Genomic DNA, 17,234 nt, shown 5'->3' with positions numbered 1-17,234 from the left:
CCGCCGCCGAGTTCGGCGGGAAGTTCAGCGCTTCAGCGAGCGTTCGCTGCTGTCAATGAAGTCGAGCATGGCTTGCACATCCTCGCTGGAGCCGGCCTGTTCGTTCAATCGCTCGCGCGCTTCGGCCAGCGGCAGGCCCGCCATGTACAGCGTGCGGTAGGCGCGCCGGATGGTGGCGATGCGTTCCGGCTCGAAGCCGCGGCGCTTCAGACCTTCGCTGTTGATGCCGCGCGGCCGGCCGTGCTCCTGCTTGCCCATGATGACGAAGGGCGGCACGTCGGCACCGACCAGGCAGCCCATGCCGACGAAGGCGTGATCACCGATCTTGCAGAACTGATGCACGCCGCTGAATCCGGCCATGATGACCCAGTCGCCGACTTCCACGTGTCCCGCCAGCGAGGCGTTGTTGGAGAACACGGTGTGGTTGCCGACCTGGCAGTCGTGGGCAATATGCACGTAGGCCAGGAACCAATTGTCGTTGCCGATGCGGGTCGCGCCGCCGCCGTCGCCCGTGCCGCGATTAATGGTGACGAATTCGCGGAAGACGTTGTTGTCGCCGATGATCAGTTCGGTGCGCTCGCCGTGGTACTTCTTGTCCTGGGCGTCGCCGCCGATCGAGGCGAACGAGTGGATGTGGTTGCCTTCGCCGATGCGGGTGGGGCCTTCGATGACCACGTGCGGTCCGATGACCGTGCCTGCGCCGATTTCCACGTCCGCGCCGATGACGCTGAACGCACCGACCTGGACATTGTCGGCGAGGCGGGCCTTGGGGTCGATCTGGGCACTGGCGTGAATCATCGCATTGACCTCACTCGGCGCGACCGGCGCACATCAGTTCGCAACTGGCCACTTCGTTGCCGTCCACTACCGCGCGAGCCTCGAACAGGCCCATGCCTCGCAGCATACGCTTCAGGCGCACTTCCAGACGCAGCTGGTCGCCCGGCACCACCTTGGCGGAGAAGCGTGCCTTGTCGACCTTGGCCAGGTAGAAAAGGGGATTGGTGTCCGAGTTGCTCTGGTTGCTGAGCATGATCAGGGTGCCTGCGGCCTGGGCCATCGCTTCGATCACCAGCACGCCGGGCATGACCGGATGGTTGGGGAAGTGGCCCTGGAAGAACGGCTCGTTCATGGAGACGTTCTTGATCGCGACAACGCGCTCGCCGGGCTCCAGTTCGATCACGCGATCGACCAGAAGGAAGGGATAGCGGTGCGGTAGGAGCTCCTGGATCTGCTCCACGTTCACCGGCAACTTGATGGCGTCAGTCATGATCTTTCCTTTCCAGCGCCGTGAGGCGGCGCGCGTACTCGTCCAGTTTCTTGAAACGTGCGGCGTTGCGTCGCCACAGGCGGTTTTCCTGCAGCGGCACGCCGGATGAATATTCGCCTGGTTCGCGAATCGAATGCGTCACCAGACTCTTGGAGGTAATGGTAACCCGATCGGTCACTTCCAGATGCCCGAGGATGCCGGCGTCGCCGCCGACCAGGCACCAGCTGCCGATTTTCGCGCTGCCGGCCACCGCGCTGCAACCGGCCATGGCGGTGTGTGCGCCGATCTGCACGTTGTGGGCGATCTGGATCTGGTTGTCCAGACGCACGTCTTCGGCCAGCACGGTGTCTTCCAGGGCGCCGCGGTCGATGGTGGTGTTGGCGCCGATTTCGCAGTCGTCGCCGATGCGCACGCCGCCGAGCTGCGGCACCTTGGTCCAGTGCCCGGCATCGACGGCGATGCCGAAGCCGTCCGCGCCGATCACCACGCCCGGATGCACCAGCACGCGTCGGCCGAGGCGCACGCGAATGACCAGGGTCACGCGGGCGACCAGTCGCGACTGCGCGCCGATCACGCAGTCCGGGCCGACCATGCAGTAGGGACCGAGTACCGCGCCGTCCTCGACGCGCGCGTTGTCCTCGATGACGCAGTACGGCCCGATGCAGGCGGTCTCGGCCACTTCGGCGCTGGGCGAAACCACGGCGGTCGGGTGGATGCCGGGTTCGGCCGCGGCACGTTTCTCGAACAGGGCGGCGATCTTGGCGAAGGCGAGATACGGGTCGCGTGCGATCAGGGCGGGGGTCGGGCATTCGTCCGCCGAATCCGCGTCGAGAACCACCGCGGAGGCGCCGGTTTCGCGCATCTGCGCGGTATAGCGGCTGTTGGCCAGGAAAGTCAGCTGGCCCGGCCCGGACGAGGCCAGCGTGCCGACGCCTTCGATGAGAGTCTCGGCGTCGCCCTGTACCTGCACGTCGAAACGTTCGGCCAGTTCGGCCAGTGTGTAACGGCTCACACGGTGCTCCCCTGCCGCCGAGCGGCTATGCAATGGACCAGTGGTCGAATGACGTGCCCGGAACGACCGCGTTGGGCGCGAAAACCGCGAACGCGACGGATCCGATCCTGTCGGATTCTACGACCTGGCGGCCCGGATTGCCCGTGAGGCCGCTCCGGGAACGCCGGGACGGCCATACGGGATCATGCCGGCAACGCTCAGAACTGGTTGCCGAAGGTGAACTGCAGGCGTTCCTCGTAGCGGCGATCCTGCGGCTGGTCGCGGAACGGCACCGCAAAGCTGATCACCAGCGGACCGATCGGCGCCTGCCACTGCAGCGACAGGCCGTAGGAGGCGCGCAGATCCTTGGCGTTGAAGGAGTTGTAGTCCTTGTACACGTTGCCGACGTCGACGAAGGCGGCGACACGGGCGGTACTGACGTCCTTCAGGGCGGGAATCGGCAGGAACACCTGCGCGGTGCCCTTGACCTTGAAGGCGCCGCCGACCGGCTGCGAATAGCCGTAGGCCGGGACGTAGGCGCGCGGACCCAGTGTGTTGTCCTGGAAGCCGCGGACGTCACGCACGCCGCCGGCATAGTAGTTCTCCCAGAACGGGAAGCCGTACTTCTTGTCCTTGCCGTAGGTCTTGCCATAGCCGACTTCGCCATCGAGCAGCAACACGAAACCGCCGCCGACGGGCCAGTAATGGTTGCCGTGGTAGAAGGCCTTCCAGAACTGCACGGTGGAACCGGGCAGGGCCGCGTTGATGGACAGGGACTCCACGCCGCCGGTGGTCGGCGCCCAGTAGTAATTGCGCGTGTCGCGCGAGTAACCGATGGTTCCGGTCCAGGAGTGGACGGTCTTGTTTCCGATCAGGTTCTGGTAATCGACCAGTTCCTGCGGCGAGAAGCCCGGGAACAGATTGATCTTGTTGCTGGTCAGGCCCAGACCGAACTGCAGGCGGTCGACTTCGCTGACCGGCACGCCGACGGTCGTCGAGAACGAGCGGGTGCTGTTGGTGTAGTTGGCGAAGTCGGTATTGCCGTAGTCCAGTTTGCTGTACGTGGCGTTGTAGCCGATGCTGACGCCGTCGTCGGTCAGATACGGGTTCACGTAGCCCAGCTGGATCTGCGAGTAGTAGCTGCTGTGCTGCACGGCCACGGAGAACTTGTCGCCGCTGCCGAGGAAGTTGTTCTGCGACACCGAGGCGCTGAGGATCACGCCCGAGTACTGCGAGTAGCCGACGCCGAACATCAGGCTGCCGGAGGATTTCTCCTCGACCTTGACGTTCAGATCCACTTCGTCGTCGGTGCCCGGCACGCGCTGGGTGTCGACCTTCACGTCGTCCTTGAAGTAGCCCAGGGTCTGCAGACGGCGCTTGGAGGCGTCGATCGCGGCCTGCGAGTACCAGGCGCCTTCCGGCTGGCGCATCTCGCGGCGCAGCACCGAATCCTGGGTCTTGGTGTTGCCCTGGAAATTGATGCGGCGCACGTACACGCGCTTGCCCGGCTTGATGTAGAAGGTCATGTCCGCGGTGCGGTTCTTCTTGTCCAGCTTAGGCACGACCTGCACTTCGGCGAAGGCGTAGCCGATGTTGGACAGCACGTTCTTGATCGCCTTCTTGCTCTGCTCGACCAGGTAGCGATTGAAGGTGTCGCCCTTCTGCATGAAGACCAGCTTGCGGATGGTCTTCTCGGGCAGCACCAGATTGCCCAGCAGGTGCACGTCGGAAATCTTGTACACCTCGCCCTGCTTGATGTTGGCGGTGATGTACATCTTGCGCTTGTTCGGACTGATCATCACCTGCGTGGAGTTGATGTTGAAGTCCGCGTAGCCGCGATTCATGTAGTACGAATCGAGCTTCTTGAGATCGCCGGAGAGTTTTTCCTTCGAGTACTGGTCGTCCTTGGTGTACCAGGACAGCCAGTTGCTGGTGTCGGATTCGAAATTGTCGCGGATCTGCTTGTCGCTGAAGGTCGTGTTGCCGACGATGTTGATGGCCTTGATGCGCGCGGTCTTGCCCTCGCGCACGACGATGTCCAGCGAGACGCGGTTGCGGTCCAGGTGCGTGACGTGGGTCTTCACCGAGACGTTGTACTTGCCGCGGTTGTAGTACTGCGTGATCAGTTCGTCCTGCACGCGGCTCAGCGCCAGCGGGTCGAAGGTGTCGCCCTCGGTCAGGCCGATCTGCTTCAGGCCCTTCTTCAGGTCGTCGGTCTTGATGGCCTTGTTGCCGCGGATGTTGAGCTTGGCGATGGACGGCCGTTCGACGACCTTGATGACCAGGATGTCGCCCTGGCGTTCCAGCTCGACGTCGCTGAAGAAGCCGGTATTGAACAGTGCCTTGATGGACTGCTTGGCATTGGCTTCGGTCAGGGTGTCGCCCTTGGCGACCGGCAGGTAGCTGTAGACCGTGCCCGCAGCAATGCGCTGCAGGCCGTCGACGCGGATGTCGGAGATCGTGAACGGCTGCATGGCCATGGCCTTGGCGGTCATGGAGGCAAGCAGGATCAGGGCGGCGATACGCTTCATCGTCGATTCCAGTGGGTGATGCGCGAGTACGCGGCAGCAGGCCGCAGCGAATAAGGGCCTCGGTTCAAGACGAGAGTCCGAGAATATCGTTGTACAGAGCCAGCCCGACCAGGCAGGCGAGCAGGGCAAGACCGATGAACTGGCCGGCGATCATGGTGCGTTCGCTGACCGGGCTGCCCTTGACCAGCTCGATAAGGTAATACAGCAGATGCCCGCCGTCCAAGACGGGGATCGGCAACAGGTTGATCACGGCGAGGCTCAGCGACACCAGTCCGAGGAAGCCCAGGAACCAGGTCAGCCCGAGTTGTGCCGAGGCGTTGGCCACGCGGGCGATGGTGATCACACCGGAAAGGTTGCGTGCCGAGGCCTGCCCGGTGAGGATGCGGCCGATCATCTGGAACGTGGTCGCGGTCTTGTCCCAGGTGGTGGCGAAGGCGTGACCCAGCGCGGCGATCGGACCGTAACGGAGGATGGCGGTTTCCTGCTTGGCCGGAGCATTGTAGACCCCCAGTCGCCACACGTCCTTGCCGTCATCGATCACATGCTTCGGCGTCAGGGCCAGCTTCAGTGTGCGGTCCTGCCGACGGATGGCGATCTCGACGCTGGACGCGTGTTTCATGTGCTCGTCGAGAATGGTGCCGATGTCGGTGAAGTAGTGGACCGGCGTGTCGTCGATGCTGAGAATTCGGTCGCCACTCTGGATGCCTGCTTTCGCCGCCGCGCCGTCCTGCACCAGTTTGCCGACGACGGGCGGGATGCCGCCCGGCAACAGGCCGATGCGGTCGAAGGCCGTCTGCATGGCGGTATCCGCGGGCAACTCGTTCAGCGCCAGCGTGACGGTTCGCACCTCGCCCTGATGCCGCACATCCAGTCGCACGGGCTGGCGCAGCAGCGCATCCTCGCTGATGGCATCGAGCGCGCCGCTCCAGGTCACGACCTTGTTGCCGTCCACGGCCACGATGCGGTCGCCGCTGCGGATGCCGGCTTCCGCGGCAAGCGTGTGCGACGGTGGCGCGGCGAGTACCGGAACGGCGTCGGGTTTGCCGATCACGAACATCAGCCAGAAAGCGGCCACCGCGAAGATCAGATTGAAACCCGGGCCGGCGGCGACGATGGCGATGCGCTTCCAGACGCTCTTGCCGGTGAATTCCTGGTCCTTCTGGTCCTCGGGGACCTCACCCTCGCGTGCGTCGAGCATTTTCACGTAGCCGCCCAGGGGAATCATCGCGATGCGGTATTCGGTGCCGTCGCGACCGACGCGGCTCCAGATGGCGCGCCCGAAGCCGACCGAGAAACGCAGCACCTTCACGCCACAGCGGCGCGCCACCCAGAAGTGACCGAATTCGTGGAAGGTCACCAGCAGGCCGAGGGTGACGATCAGCCACCAGACGGAACCGAAAAATGTGCTCATGCAGTCGTTGGGTCTTGAATCAGCAGCAGAAAGTGGGCACACGCCGCGGTGCGGCATGATCCGTGTAGCTTAGCAGCGTCCGCCGATGCAGCGGCGAGCCGTATCGCGAGCCTTGAGATCACGCGCCCTGAGTGTCTGAATATCGACCACGGCTTCGGCAGGCAGTTCCGCAAGGACCTGCTCGATGACGTCGGCAATGCCGAGAAACGGCAGCGTTCCTTCGAGAAACGCCGCGACCGCGACTTCGTTGGCGGCATTGAGGAGCGTGGTCGCGTCGCCACCCTCGCGCAGGGCCTGGAAGGCCAGGTCGAGGCAGCGGAAGGTGGTGGTGTCGGGTGGCTCGAAATCGAGTTGTGCGACGGCGGCCAGGTCCAGCGGCGGCACGCCGGCCTCGATGCGCTCGGGCCAGGCCAGCGCATGCGCCAGCGCCGTGCGCATGTCCGGGTTGCCGAGCTGCGCCAGCACCGAGCCGTCCGCGTACTCGACCAGCGAGTGCACCAGGCTCTGCCGGTGCACTACCACGTCGATGATGTCGGGCGCGGCGCCGAACAGATGATGCGCCTCGATGACTTCGAGGCCCTTGTTCATCAGCGTCGCCGAATCGACCGAGATCTTGCGGCCCATGCTCCAGTTCGGGTGCGCGCAGGCCTGGTCTGGCGTGATGTCGTGCAGATCGCGGCGTGTGCGTCCACGGAACGGGCCGCCCGAGGCGGTCAGGATCAGCTTGCGCACGCCCGCCGCGGCCAGCGGCGGACGCTCGCCCGGCAGGCACTGGAAGATGGCGTTGTGCTCGGAATCGACCGGGATCAGTTCGCCGCCGCCCTCGTGCAGCGCCTGCATCAGGAGTGCGCCGGCCATGACCACGGATTCCTTGTTGGCGAGCAGCAGACGCTTGCCGGCGCGCGCGGCGGCCAGGGTGGAGTCGAGGCCGGCCGCGCCGACGATGGCGGCGACCACAGTGTCGTAGCGTGCGTCGGTGGCGGCCGCGCTGATGGCGGCCATGCCCGACTGGACCTCGCACTCGACGCCGGCGCTGGCCAGACGTCTGCGCAGGTCGTTCTCCATGGTCGGGTCGGCGAGGATGGCGCACTGCGGCCGGAAGCGCGCGCACAGCTGCGCGAGTTTCTCGCTGTTGCGGTGCGCGGCGAGCACGCCGACGCGGAAGCGGTCGGGGTGGCGCGCGACCACGTCCAGGGTACTGCCGCCGATCGAGCCGGTGGCGCCGAATACGGCCAGCGTTCTCATGTGCGGTTCTCCGCCTTTCGCGTTCGGAACAAGACCATCACAGGCCCAGCAGCAGCTTGGCGATCACGAACACGGGCAGGGCGGCGAACACGCTGTCGAGTCGGTCCAGCAGACCGCCGTGGCCGGGAAACAGGGTTCCGGAGTCCTTGATGTCGGCCTGGCGCTTGAACAGGCTCTCGATCAGGTCGCCCAGAATGGAAGCGGCGACGGTGACCACGCCCAGCACCAGCATGCCCAGTAGCGCGATCGGATGGCGTATGTCCAGCAGCCAGCCGCCGATGACGCTGACCGCGCCGCCCAGGATCAGCGCGCCATAGACGCCGGCCCAGGTCTTGCCCGGACTGATGCGTGGCGCCAGCTTGCGCTTGCCGAACAGGCGGCCGGAAAAATAGGCGCCGGTGTCGGCGGCCCATACCAGCAGGATCGCCAGCAGCACCCACCAGGGGCCTCGCGCCTCGCCGTGCATGCCGATCAGGGCCAGCCAGGACGGTATGAAAATCAGCAGACCGACCGTGAGTTTCAGCGCGACATGCTCGTGCGTCGGTGAGGCCGCAAAGCTGTAGTGACGCAGCCACAGCAGGCTGGTCAGCCACCACAGCACGCCGACGGCCACGCCGAGCGTCCAGATCCAGATCTGTGCGCGCAATATCCACAGCGCGATCAGCGCGATCAGCGTCAGCGTCAGCCAGGCCAGGCGCACGGAAACCTTGCGCACGCCGCACAGCCGCGTCCATTCCCACTGCGCGGCCAGGAACACGGCGCCGACGATGACGCCGAACAGCCAGGTCGGCGGCAGCAGCATCACCGCGAGGGCGAGCGGAATGAGGATGAGAGCGGTCAGGATGCGCTGTAGAAGCATGCGTTTCGGTCGTCCCTAGGGTTGGGGCGCGGTGGATTCGGCGACTTGCGATCCGGTACGGCCGAAGCGGCGCTGGCGACCGGCAAAGTCGTCGAGCGCCGCGTCCAGACAGTCGGCATCGAAGTCCGGCCACAGCGTATCCGTGAACACCAGCTCCGTATAGGCCAGTTGCCACAGCAGGAAATTGCTGATGCGGTGTTCGCCGCCGGTGCGGATGAACAGGTCCGGTGCGGGAAGGTCGGCCAGACAGACGTGCGCGCCGAGCATCTCGGCATCGATCCCGGTCGGGTCCAGATCGCCGCGCGCAGCGGCTTCGGCGAGCGATCTCGCGGCCTGCGCGATGTCCCAGTGACCGCCGTAGTTCACGGCCACGTTGACGTGCAGTGCAGTGTTGCCTGCCGTGCGCTCACGCGCGGCGTGCATGCGTTCGCGCAGGGGCGCGTCGAAGCGCGACAGATCGCCGATGAAGCGCAGGCACACGCCATTCGCGTGCAGTTGATCGACTTCCTTGTCGAGGGCCTTCAGGAACAGCGTCATCAACGCAGAAACCTCGGTCTCCGGTCGGCGCCAGTTCTCGCTCGAGAAGGCGAACAGCGTCAGGGCGCCGATGCCTCGGCGCATGCAGTGCTCGATGGCCTGGCGCACCGCCTTCTGGCCGGCTCGGTGGCCGAAACTGCGCGGTTGGCGACGCTGCTCGGCCCAGCGGCCGTTGCCGTCCATGATGATGGCGACGTGGCGCGGAAGGCTGGGCGTGTCGGTGCTCATGGACGCGGAGATGAAGCCGGGCGGATCAGACCGCCATCAGCTCCTCTTCCTTGGCCTGCGCCACGGCGTCGACTTCCTTCACGAAATGATCGGTCAGGCGCTGGATCTCTTCCTCGGCGCGACGCTCGTCGTCCTCGCTGATTTCCTTGGCCTTTTCCAGTTCCTTGACCTGATGCAGCGCGTCGCGGCGGATGTTGCGGATGGCGATCTTGGCGTTCTCGCCCTCGCCGGCGACGTGCTTGGCCAGTTCCTTGCGGCGCTCCTCGGTGAGCGGCGGCAGGTTCAGGCGGATCACCATGCCGGCGGTGGTCGGCGTGATGCCGATGTCGGAAGCCATGATGGCCTTCTCGATGGGGCCGACCATGTCCTTTTCCCACGGCGTGATGGTCAGCGAGCGGCCGTCGGTCACGGCGACGCCGGCGACCTGGGTCAGCGGCATGTCCGAGCCGTAGTAGGGCACCTTGATGCCTTCGACCAGGGCGACGCTGGCGCGACCGGTGCGCAGGCGTTGCAGTTCGTGCCTGAGCGACTCGACGCTCTTGCCCATGCGGGTTTGTGCATCGTTCTTGATGTCGTTGATCATGCAGGACTCCAGGGGCCGGGCGATCCGGCGAGTATAGCAGCGCGCCGGCGTGCAACCGGCGCGAGGGGAAAGTCTTCGCCGCGGCTGCGGCGCGGGATCAGGCGGCTTCGACCAGGGTGCCGACGGGCTCGCCGCGCAGGATGCGCGCGAGGTTGCCCGGCTTGGTCTGGTCGTAGATGCGCAGCGGCATGCCGTGATCGCGGCACAGGGCGATGGCCGCGGTGTCCATGACTGCCAGCTTGCGCTCGATGACCTCGTCGTAGGTCAGCGTCTCGAAGCGCACCGCATCGCTGTGCGTGGCTGGATCGGCGGTGTACACGCCGTCGACCTTGGTGGCTTTCAGCAGCAGGTCCGCGCCGAGTTCGACCGCGCGCAGGGCCGCGGCCGAGTCGGTGGTGAAGAACGGGTTGCCGATGCCGGCCGCGAACAGGGCGATGCGGCCCTTCTCGATATGGCGGATGGCGCGGCGACGGATGAAGTCCTCGCACACGTCATGGATGGGGATCGCGCTCATCACGCGCGCATAGGCGCCGCGCTTCTCCAGCGCGTCCTGCATGGCCAGCGCATTCATGACTGTGGCCAGCATGCCCATGTGGTCGCCGGTGACGCGGTCCATGCCTGCTGCGGCCAGGCCTGCGCCGCGGAAGATGTTGCCGCCGCCGATGACCACGCCGATCTCCACACCCGCCTTGCTGGCCTCGATGATTTCGTCGGCCAGTCGACCGATGACCTTGGGATCGATCCCGTAGTCCTCGTCGCCCATCAGGGCCTCACCGGAGAGTTTCAGCAGGATGCGGCGATATTTCGGCGCGGATTCGGACATGGGCGGATTTCCAGAGAGGCGGGCAAACGCCCGAGATTGTAGCGGATGCCGGCGCGGCATAGCAGTCTGCGCGCGCCGTTCGGACGAAATGCCGCGGACAGGCCGCGGGCATAAAAGAAGGGCCGCGACAGGCGCGGCCCTTCTTCGGTACAGCGGTGGAGGGTGAATCAGGCCAGGCCGGCCTGCTTCATCACCTCGGCGGCGAAGTCGTCTTCGGCCTTCTCGATGCCTTCGCCCACGGCGAGACGCTCGACGGCCAGGATCTCGGCGCCTTCCTTCTTCAGCACGTCACCGACGTTGCTGCCGGTGTCCATGACGTAGGCCTGACCGGTCAGGGACTGTTCCGCGCACAGCTTGCGCAGCTTGCCCTGGATCATCTTCTCCTGGATCTCGGCCGGCTTGGCCTTGTCCTTCTCGGTCATCTGCGCCAGGGCGATTTCCTTCTCCTTCTCCAGCACCTCGGACGGCACGTCCTCGGGGTGGATGAAGTTCGGGTTCATCGCCGCCACGTGCATGGCGATGCCCTTGGCCAGTTCCTCGGAACCGCCCTTCAGGGCCACCAGCACGCCGATGCGGCCGCCGTGAATGTAGCTGCCGATCACGCCGTCGACGTCCACGCGCGCCATGCGACGCACCTGGATGTTCTCGCCGATCTTGGCGATCAGGCCCTTGGCGGTGTCCTCGACGCTGTCACCGCCCGGGTAGGCGGCGCTCTTCAGCGCGTCGACGTCGGCGGCGCCCGACTCCAGGGCCACCTTGGCAACGTTGTCGCTGAAGGTCAGGAAGTTCTCGTCCTTGGCCACGAAGTCGGTCTCGCAGTTGACTTCGACCAGGACCGCCTTGCCGCCGTCCTGCGCCGCGACGATGCGGCCTTCGGCGGCCACGCGGCCGGCCTTCTTGTCGGCCTTGGCCAGACCCTGCTTGCGCAGCCATTCCATGGCGACGTCGATGTCGCCCTCGTTGGCCACCAGGGCCTTCTTGCATTCCATCATGCCGGCGCCGGAGCGCTCGCGCAGTTCCTTGACCTGTTGTGCACTGATCTGCATCGGATTTCCTCGATGTTCTTGCGGGCGCACGCCCCGCGCGGGGCGTGCGTCGTGAATGACTTACTTGCTGTCGGCTTCCTTGGCCTCGGCCTTGTCGGCCTTGGCTTCGGCGGCGGGCTCGGCGTCCTTCTTGGCGGCAGGCTTCTTGGCCGCAGCCTTCTTGGCCGGCGCCTTCTTCTTGTCGTCGGCCTTCATCACCGGGTTGCCCTCGGCGTCGAGTTCGACGAAGTCGTTGCCGTCGCCCTGGGCGGCGGCCGGCGAAGCGGCCTTGCCTTCCAGCACGGAGTCGGCCGCGGCGCGGGTGTACAGCTGGATGGCGCGGATGGCGTCATCGTTGCCCGGAATGGCGTAGTCCACCAGGCTCGGGTCGTAGTTGGTGTCGACCACGGCGACCACCGGGATGCCCAGCTTGCGGGCTTCCTGCACGGCGATGTCCTCGTGACCGATGTCGATGACGAACAGGGCGTCCGGCAGGCGGTTCATGTCCTTGATGCCGCCCAGCGACTTCTCCAGCTTGTCGCGCTCGCGACGCAGCGACAGCACTTCGTGCTTGACCAGCTTCTCGAAGGTGCCGTCGGTCTCGGCTGCTTCCAGCTCCTTCAGGCGCGCGACCGACTGCTTGACGGTGCGGAAGTTGGTCAGCATGCCGCCCAGCCAGCGCTGGGAGACGAACGGCATGCCGCAGCGGGCGGCTTCCTCGGCAACGGCTTCGCGCGCGGCGCGCTTGGTGCCGACGAACAGCATCGTGCCGCGCTTCTGCGCCAGGCCCGACACGTAGTTCATGGCGTCGTTGAACAGCGGCAGCGTCTTCTCGAGGTTGACGATGTGGATCTTGCCGCGGGCGCCGAAGATGTACGGACCCATCTTCGGATTCCAGTAACGGGTCTGATGACCGAAATGCACGCCGGCTTCGAGCATCTGGCGCATGGTGACTTGAGGCATGTTGTACTCCTTGGGGTTGAACCTCCACGCATCCCCGACCTCGACCCTGGCGCTTGAAAAGCGGGCAGGGCACCCCGAAACCGGTGTCGATGCGTGTGTGGCGTTGTAGTGTGCCGGCGCGAACCATTTCGCTTCCGGCCCGACGAGTATCCCGCACAGGGGTTACAATCGTCTTTCGCTCCGCGCGCCGCATGGGGCCGAACAGGCACTCGGCGGCGACAGAACCGGCCAATTGTAGCTGCATGCGGAAGGCTTCCACAAGCAGCTGAAACGGTTCGGGAAAATTGTTCAGCCGCCCGGCGACGAACGGTCGTCGCGGCGGAACCGGAAAAGCACAGGATTCGGCGTATGCCCGCAGTACCCAAGACCCCCGAAGAAATCGAGAAGATGCGCGTCGCCGGACGCCTCGCTGCCGAGGTTCTGGCGTTGCTCAAGGAGCACGTCAAACCCGGCGTGACCACGGAAGAGCTCGATCGCATCGCTTACGAGCACATCGTCAACGTGCAGAAGGCCGTGCCGGCCAACGTCGGCTATCGCGGTTTTCCGAAGACGCTGTGCACCTCGGTCAACCATGTCATCTGCCATGGCATTCCGAACGAGCGCAAGGTGCTCAAGGACGGCGACATCGTCAATTGCGACGTCACCGTCATCAAGGATGGCTGGCACGGAGACACCAGCCGCATGTTCATCGCCGGCACGCCCAGCGTGCGCGCGCAGCGCCTGGTGGACGTGACCTGGGAAGCCATGATGAAGGGCATCGAGGCGGTGCGTCCGGGCGCGACCCTGGGCGATGTCGGTCACGCCATCCAGAAGCACGCCGAGGCCGCCGGCTTCTCCGTGGTGCGCGAATACTGCGGTCACGGCATCGGCAAGATCTACCACGATGAGCCGCAGGTGCTGCATTACGGCAAGCCCGGCGCCGGTCTGAAGCTGGAGAAGGGCATGACCTTCACGGTCGAGCCGATGATCAACGCTGGCAAGGCCGGCACCCGCTCGTTGCCGGATGGCTGGACGGTGGTCACGAAAGACCATTCGCTGTCCGCGCAGTGGGAGCACACCATCGCCGTCACCGACGACGGCTTCGAGATCCTGACGCCCTGGCCGGACGCCTGAAGGCGCAAGTGAGCGGGGAGAAGTGAGGACGGCGTGCGTGCCGGAATTCTTCGGCATGCGGACGGCGGTTGGCTTCTGACCGAATGCTCCGGGGCCTTTCTCCGGGCGTGCGTTGAGATGTACCGCGCCGCGCCGCGTTGCCTGCAACGGAGCTGCTCCGGGCATGCAGACCGGGGCGGGTGCATGGAACAAGGGCGTCGATGTCTTGCGTCCTGCGTGGAATCCGCCTTTACTCGTTTCTCGATGTCCCACTTCTGATACGCACCGTGCCCGAACTCGCCACTCGTCGTCTACTGCCCGCTCTGCCGCGCCTGCCACGCGGCGTGCCGCGTTCGGGCGTGTCGGCGGATGCGCGACGTGCGCTGCGGCTGCTGATCGCCGATGCCGACCGGGCTCTGGCGGCCTCCTTTGCGGCCGGTGCGGACGCCGGTGCGCTGGCGCGGCGCCGTTGCGAGCTGGTGCAGCGCGTGCTGCTGCATGTCTGGACCGCCTTTCTCGGTGCGCCCGAAGGCGTTTCCCTGTTCGCGGTCGGCGGTTTCGGGCGTGGCTTGCTGTTCCCGCATTCGGACGTGGACCTGCTGGTGCTGGTCACCCCGCAGTCCGGCGAGCGGCAGGCGCCGGCGCTGCAGCGATTCTTCGCTTGTCTGTGGGATATCGGTCTGAAGCCCGGCAGCGCGGTGCGCGATGCCGAACAATGCCGCGCGCTGGCCGCCGAGGACGTCAGCGTCTTCACCAGCATGATCGAAGGGCGCTGGCTGGCCGGCGACGCGGGCATGCAGGGCGATTACAACGCGATCGTCGAGGATCCGGCGCTGTGGCCGCCGCAGGCTTTTCTCGAAGCCAAGCTGGCCGAACAGGCCCAACGCCACGCGCGGCACGACGATACCGCGCACAATCTCGAACCGAATCTCAAGGACGGTCCGGGCGGTCTGCGCACGTTGGATCTGATGCGCTGGCTCGGGCGGCGCGTGGCCGGCGTCGGTGATTTCGATGCCATGGCCGCCGAGGGGTTGCTCGATCCGGCCGAGCACGAAGCCATTGTCAGTGCCGAATCGACCCTGCAGCGCTACCGGTTCGCGCTGCATCTGGAAGCGGGGCGCGCCGAGGAGCGTCTGCTGTTCGACTACCAGCGCGCACTGGCCGCGAGGCTGGGTTTCGAGGACGAGCATGCCAAGAATCTGGGTGTCGAGCAGTTCATGCAGGGCTACTACCGCGCCGCCACGGTGATCGAGCGGCTGGGCGTGCAACTCGGCGAGCGTTTCGAGGAACTGCTCGAGCCCGATGTGACGCCGGAGCCGCTCAACGATGATTTCATGCGTTTAGGCGCGCGTCTGGAACCGCGCGATCCCGACCTTTTCCTGCGTCGTCCCGCTGCGTTGATCGAAGGCTTCGTGCTGCGCCTGGATCATCCCGAGCTGGTCGGCTTCACCGCCGAGACCATGCGCCGGATCCAGCAGGCCGCAGCCGACCGCGGCACCGAGATTGGCGAGGATCGCGCGGTGCTGGATGCGTTGCGCGCCTTGCTGCATCGCGGTGCGCCGGCGGTCGAGGCGCTGTGGCGGATGAACCGCTTCGGGCTGCTCGCCGCGATCCTGCCGCCGTTCGCGCGCGTGGTCGGGCGCATGCAGTACGACCTGTTTCACGTCTACACCGTCGACGAGCACACCATGCGCGTGCTGCGCAATGTGGCGCGTTTTGCCGATCCGCAGGCGCGCCGCGAGTTTCCCATCGCCTGCGAGATCTGGGCGACGCTGGATCGCCCGGAAATCCTGCTTCTGGCCGCGCTGTTCCACGACATTGCCAAGGGGCGCGGTGGCGATCATTCCGTGCTGGGCGAGGCCGACGCGCGCGATTTCTGCACGCGTCTCGGCGTGCCCGACGAGGACGGGGCCCTGGTCGCCTGGCTGGTGCGCTGGCATCTGCTGATGAGTACCACGGCGCAGCGGCAGGACATCACCGACCCGGACGTGGTGCATCGCTTCGCCACCGAGGTCGGTGACTGGGAACATCTTGACCATCTCTACCTGCTGACCATCGCCGACATCATCGGCACCAGCCCGAAGCTGTGGAATTCGTGGAAGGATCGTCTGCTGGCCGATCTCTACGTGGCTGCGCGCTACGCGTTGCGCTCGGACCTGGCCCTGCCGCTGCGCGCCGAGGCGCGTGTGCGCGACTGCCGTGAACGCGCGTTGTCGATGCTGCTCGATGATGGCTTCGATGCCGACGATGTCGCCCACATTTGGGCCGACTTCCCCGATCTCAGCTTTCTGCGACATCGCCCGGAACAGGTCGCCTGGCAGACCACCGCCATCCTCAATGCCAAGGGCGAGTTGCCGCTGGTCGAAGTGCATCCGTTCTCGGTGCGTGGTTGCACTGAGGTGTTCGTGTACGCGCCGGATCGCGACGGTCTGTTCGCCACCGTGACCGCCATGCTCGACCGCATGCGTTTCTCCGTGGTGCAGGCACGCGTGCTGGGCTCGCCTACGGGCATGGCGCTCGACACCTTCCTGCTGCTGGAATCGGAGACGCAGGAACCGGCCAGCCTGGAGCGCGCCGAGGACCTGCGCGTGCGGCTGGCACGCGCGCTGGCCAGGCCGGCCCGCGCGCAGCCGGCCAAGCGCAATCTGACGCGGCGACAGCGACATTTCCAGATGGCTCCGCGCATCGAGTTCACGGACGACGTCGCCGCCGGGCGGACCCAGCTGGCGCTGGTCTGCACCGACCGGCCGGGGCTGCTGGCCGTGGTGGCGCAGGCGTTCGTCGAGGTCGGCGTGCGCGTGCACGATGCGCGCATCGCCACGTTCGGTGAACGCGTGGAGGATTTCTTCCAGCTCACGGACGGCGAAAACGGACGACTCGATCCCGCGTTGCAGACCCGTCTACGCGAGGCCCTGCTGCCTCTGGTGGGGCCGCAGCGCGAGGCGTCCTGAATCCGGGGCGATGCTTGGTGAACGGCGCGGCGTCACGTATCGTCGTCGCACTCCGCATCGCGCGGTCACCATTCGGGGAAACGACATGAACATCGGAAAGTCAGGCCGTTCGGTCCTGGTCGCATTGGCGTTGTGCGCGTTCGCGCTGCCTTCACTGGCTGCCGAGCACCATCAGGCGCCCAAGCACAAGGCGGCGGAGGTCAGCTGGATCCATCCCGTGATCGCCAAGTTCGGCGGCGTGCACCCGCGCACGGACGTCGACATGCAGCCCGATCCGGCGGTCGACTACAAAGTCTTCGTCGACGTGGTCAGCGCCAACGACGACCCGGGCAAGATGTCCGGCTCGCTGGATCGCCTGGCCCGTTTGGTGAACCTGATGGGTTTCGCCAAGGTGCCGTCCGATCACGTGCACATCGTTGCGCTGCTGGAAGGCAAGGCGACGCCGCTGGCGCTGGACAATGCCACCTACCGCAAGCTGTTCAAGCACGACAATCCGAATCTGGCCGTGCTGCACGCGCTGAAGAAGGCTGGCGTGAAGCTGATGATCTGCAGCCAGGCCATGGCCGGACACGGCATCAAGGACGACCAGATCGATTCCGCCGTGACCATCACCCTGTCGGCGCTGACCGACACGGTCATCTACGGCCATCGCGGCTACAGCTACATGCAACTGTAGGCTTTCCGCATTGCCCATATGGACGGCCGTCGCGGCGACGCGGCGGCCGTTT

General features: G+C 65.8%; 15 protein-coding genes. 3 read left to right on the top strand and 12 right to left on the bottom strand.

The window, feature by feature from the left end:
* Nucleotides 1–24: 24 nt before the first annotated feature.
* The 12 genes from lpxA to rpsB form a co-directional block, all read right to left on the bottom strand.
* Nucleotides 25–798, bottom strand: coding sequence for an acyl-ACP--UDP-N-acetylglucosamine O-acyltransferase (gene lpxA, locus HF690_RS03080; RefSeq protein WP_113065277.1), 774 nt, complete (start codon nt 796–798; stop codon nt 25–27).
* A gap of 10 nt (nt 799–808) precedes the next feature.
* Nucleotides 809–1,267, bottom strand: a complete 459-nt coding sequence (gene fabZ / locus HF690_RS03075) for a 3-hydroxyacyl-ACP dehydratase FabZ (RefSeq protein WP_113065276.1) — start codon at nt 1,265–1,267, stop codon at nt 809–811.
* Nucleotides 1,260–2,279: a UDP-3-O-(3-hydroxymyristoyl)glucosamine N-acyltransferase gene (gene lpxD, locus HF690_RS03070; protein WP_113065275.1), complete on the bottom strand. Its 1,020-nt coding sequence runs from the start codon at nt 2,277–2,279 to the stop codon at nt 1,260–1,262. Before lpxD ends, fabZ begins: the two co-directional genes overlap by 8 nt.
* Before the next feature lie 197 nt (nt 2,280–2,476).
* Nucleotides 2,477–4,789, bottom strand: a complete 2,313-nt coding sequence (gene bamA / locus HF690_RS03065; protein ID WP_168608393.1) for an outer membrane protein assembly factor BamA — start codon at nt 4,787–4,789, stop codon at nt 2,477–2,479.
* A 64-nt stretch (nt 4,790–4,853) separates the two neighbouring features.
* Nucleotides 4,854–6,200, bottom strand: coding sequence for an RIP metalloprotease RseP (gene rseP, locus HF690_RS03060; RefSeq protein ID WP_113065273.1), 1,347 nt, complete (start codon nt 6,198–6,200; stop codon nt 4,854–4,856).
* A 69-nt stretch (nt 6,201–6,269) separates the two neighbouring features.
* Nucleotides 6,270–7,445, bottom strand: coding sequence for a 1-deoxy-D-xylulose-5-phosphate reductoisomerase (gene dxr, locus HF690_RS03055; protein WP_168608392.1), 1,176 nt, complete (start codon nt 7,443–7,445; stop codon nt 6,270–6,272).
* 37 nt (nt 7,446–7,482) lie between these two features.
* Nucleotides 7,483–8,304 carry a phosphatidate cytidylyltransferase gene (locus HF690_RS03050; protein WP_168608391.1) on the bottom strand — a complete coding sequence of 274 codons (822 nt, stop codon included), beginning with the start codon at nt 8,302–8,304 and terminating at the stop codon, nt 7,483–7,485.
* 15 nt (nt 8,305–8,319) lie between these two features.
* On the bottom strand, nt 8,320–9,069 hold the full coding sequence (uppS, locus tag HF690_RS03045; RefSeq protein WP_168608390.1) for a polyprenyl diphosphate synthase: 750 nt from the start codon (nt 9,067–9,069) through the stop codon (nt 8,320–8,322).
* A 25-nt stretch (nt 9,070–9,094) separates the two neighbouring features.
* On the bottom strand, nt 9,095–9,652 hold the full coding sequence (gene frr / locus HF690_RS03040; protein WP_113065269.1) for a ribosome recycling factor: 558 nt from the start codon (nt 9,650–9,652) through the stop codon (nt 9,095–9,097).
* A gap of 97 nt (nt 9,653–9,749) precedes the next feature.
* A complete protein-coding gene (gene pyrH / locus HF690_RS03035; protein WP_113065268.1) occupies nt 9,750–10,475 on the bottom strand; it encodes a UMP kinase in 726 nt (241 codons plus the stop codon).
* A gap of 167 nt (nt 10,476–10,642) precedes the next feature.
* Complete coding sequence (gene tsf, locus HF690_RS03030; protein ID WP_168608389.1) at nt 10,643–11,521, bottom strand: translation elongation factor Ts; 879 nt, start codon at nt 11,519–11,521, stop codon at nt 10,643–10,645.
* A gap of 60 nt (nt 11,522–11,581) precedes the next feature.
* A complete protein-coding gene (gene rpsB, locus HF690_RS03025; RefSeq protein WP_113065266.1) occupies nt 11,582–12,463 on the bottom strand; it encodes a 30S ribosomal protein S2 in 882 nt (293 codons plus the stop codon).
* A gap of 348 nt (nt 12,464–12,811) precedes the next feature.
* Between rpsB and map the strand changes: the two genes are divergently transcribed.
* The 3 genes from map to HF690_RS03010 all read left to right on the top strand — a co-directional run bounded on the left by map (nt 12,812) and on the right by HF690_RS03010 (nt 17,182).
* Nucleotides 12,812–13,576: a type I methionyl aminopeptidase gene (map, locus tag HF690_RS03020; protein WP_113065265.1), complete on the top strand. Its 765-nt coding sequence runs from the start codon at nt 12,812–12,814 to the stop codon at nt 13,574–13,576.
* 266 nt (nt 13,577–13,842) lie between these two features.
* Complete coding sequence (gene glnD, locus HF690_RS03015; RefSeq protein WP_240601807.1) at nt 13,843–16,506, top strand: [protein-PII] uridylyltransferase; 2,664 nt, start codon at nt 13,843–13,845, stop codon at nt 16,504–16,506.
* 85 nt (nt 16,507–16,591) lie between these two features.
* On the top strand, nt 16,592–17,182 hold the full coding sequence (locus HF690_RS03010; protein WP_168608388.1) for a DsrE family protein: 591 nt from the start codon (nt 16,592–16,594) through the stop codon (nt 17,180–17,182).
* The last annotated feature ends 52 nt before the right edge of the window (nt 17,183–17,234 follow it).

Origin of the sequence: Oleiagrimonas citrea (assembly GCF_012395255.1) — a bacterium.
Taxonomy (GTDB): Bacteria; Pseudomonadota; Gammaproteobacteria; order Xanthomonadales; family Rhodanobacteraceae; genus Oleiagrimonas; species Oleiagrimonas citrea.
The sequence above is the reverse complement of the archived record's forward strand: the minus strand, read 5'-3'. Positions and strand labels throughout refer to the sequence as shown.

What these genes read in the sequence shown, in the direction of transcription:
- HF690_RS03010 (WP_168608388.1), top strand. Translation starts at nt 16,592, where the DNA reads ATGAACATCGGAAAGTCAGGCCGTTCGGTCCTGGTCGCATTGGCGTTG.
- rseP (WP_113065273.1), bottom strand. Translation starts at nt 6,200, where the DNA reads ATGAGCACATTTTTCGGTTCCGTCTGGTGGCTGATCGTCACCCTCGGC.
- pyrH (WP_113065268.1), bottom strand. Translation starts at nt 10,475, where the DNA reads ATGTCCGAATCCGCGCCGAAATATCGCCGCATCCTGCTGAAACTCTCC.
- rpsB (WP_113065266.1), bottom strand. Translation starts at nt 12,463, where the DNA reads ATGCCTCAAGTCACCATGCGCCAGATGCTCGAAGCCGGCGTGCATTTC.
- tsf (WP_168608389.1), bottom strand. Translation starts at nt 11,521, where the DNA reads ATGCAGATCAGTGCACAACAGGTCAAGGAACTGCGCGAGCGCTCCGGC.
- dxr (WP_168608392.1), bottom strand. Translation starts at nt 7,445, where the DNA reads ATGAGAACGCTGGCCGTATTCGGCGCCACCGGCTCGATCGGCGGCAGT.
- fabZ (WP_113065276.1), bottom strand. Translation starts at nt 1,267, where the DNA reads ATGACTGACGCCATCAAGTTGCCGGTGAACGTGGAGCAGATCCAGGAG.
- HF690_RS03050 (WP_168608391.1), bottom strand. Translation starts at nt 8,304, where the DNA reads ATGCTTCTACAGCGCATCCTGACCGCTCTCATCCTCATTCCGCTCGCC.
- uppS (WP_168608390.1), bottom strand. Translation starts at nt 9,069, where the DNA reads ATGAGCACCGACACGCCCAGCCTTCCGCGCCACGTCGCCATCATCATG.
- frr (WP_113065269.1), bottom strand. Translation starts at nt 9,652, where the DNA reads ATGATCAACGACATCAAGAACGATGCACAAACCCGCATGGGCAAGAGC.
- map (WP_113065265.1), top strand. Translation starts at nt 12,812, where the DNA reads ATGCCCGCAGTACCCAAGACCCCCGAAGAAATCGAGAAGATGCGCGTC.
- lpxA (WP_113065277.1), bottom strand. Translation starts at nt 798, where the DNA reads ATGATTCACGCCAGTGCCCAGATCGACCCCAAGGCCCGCCTCGCCGAC.
- bamA (WP_168608393.1), bottom strand. Translation starts at nt 4,789, where the DNA reads ATGAAGCGTATCGCCGCCCTGATCCTGCTTGCCTCCATGACCGCCAAG.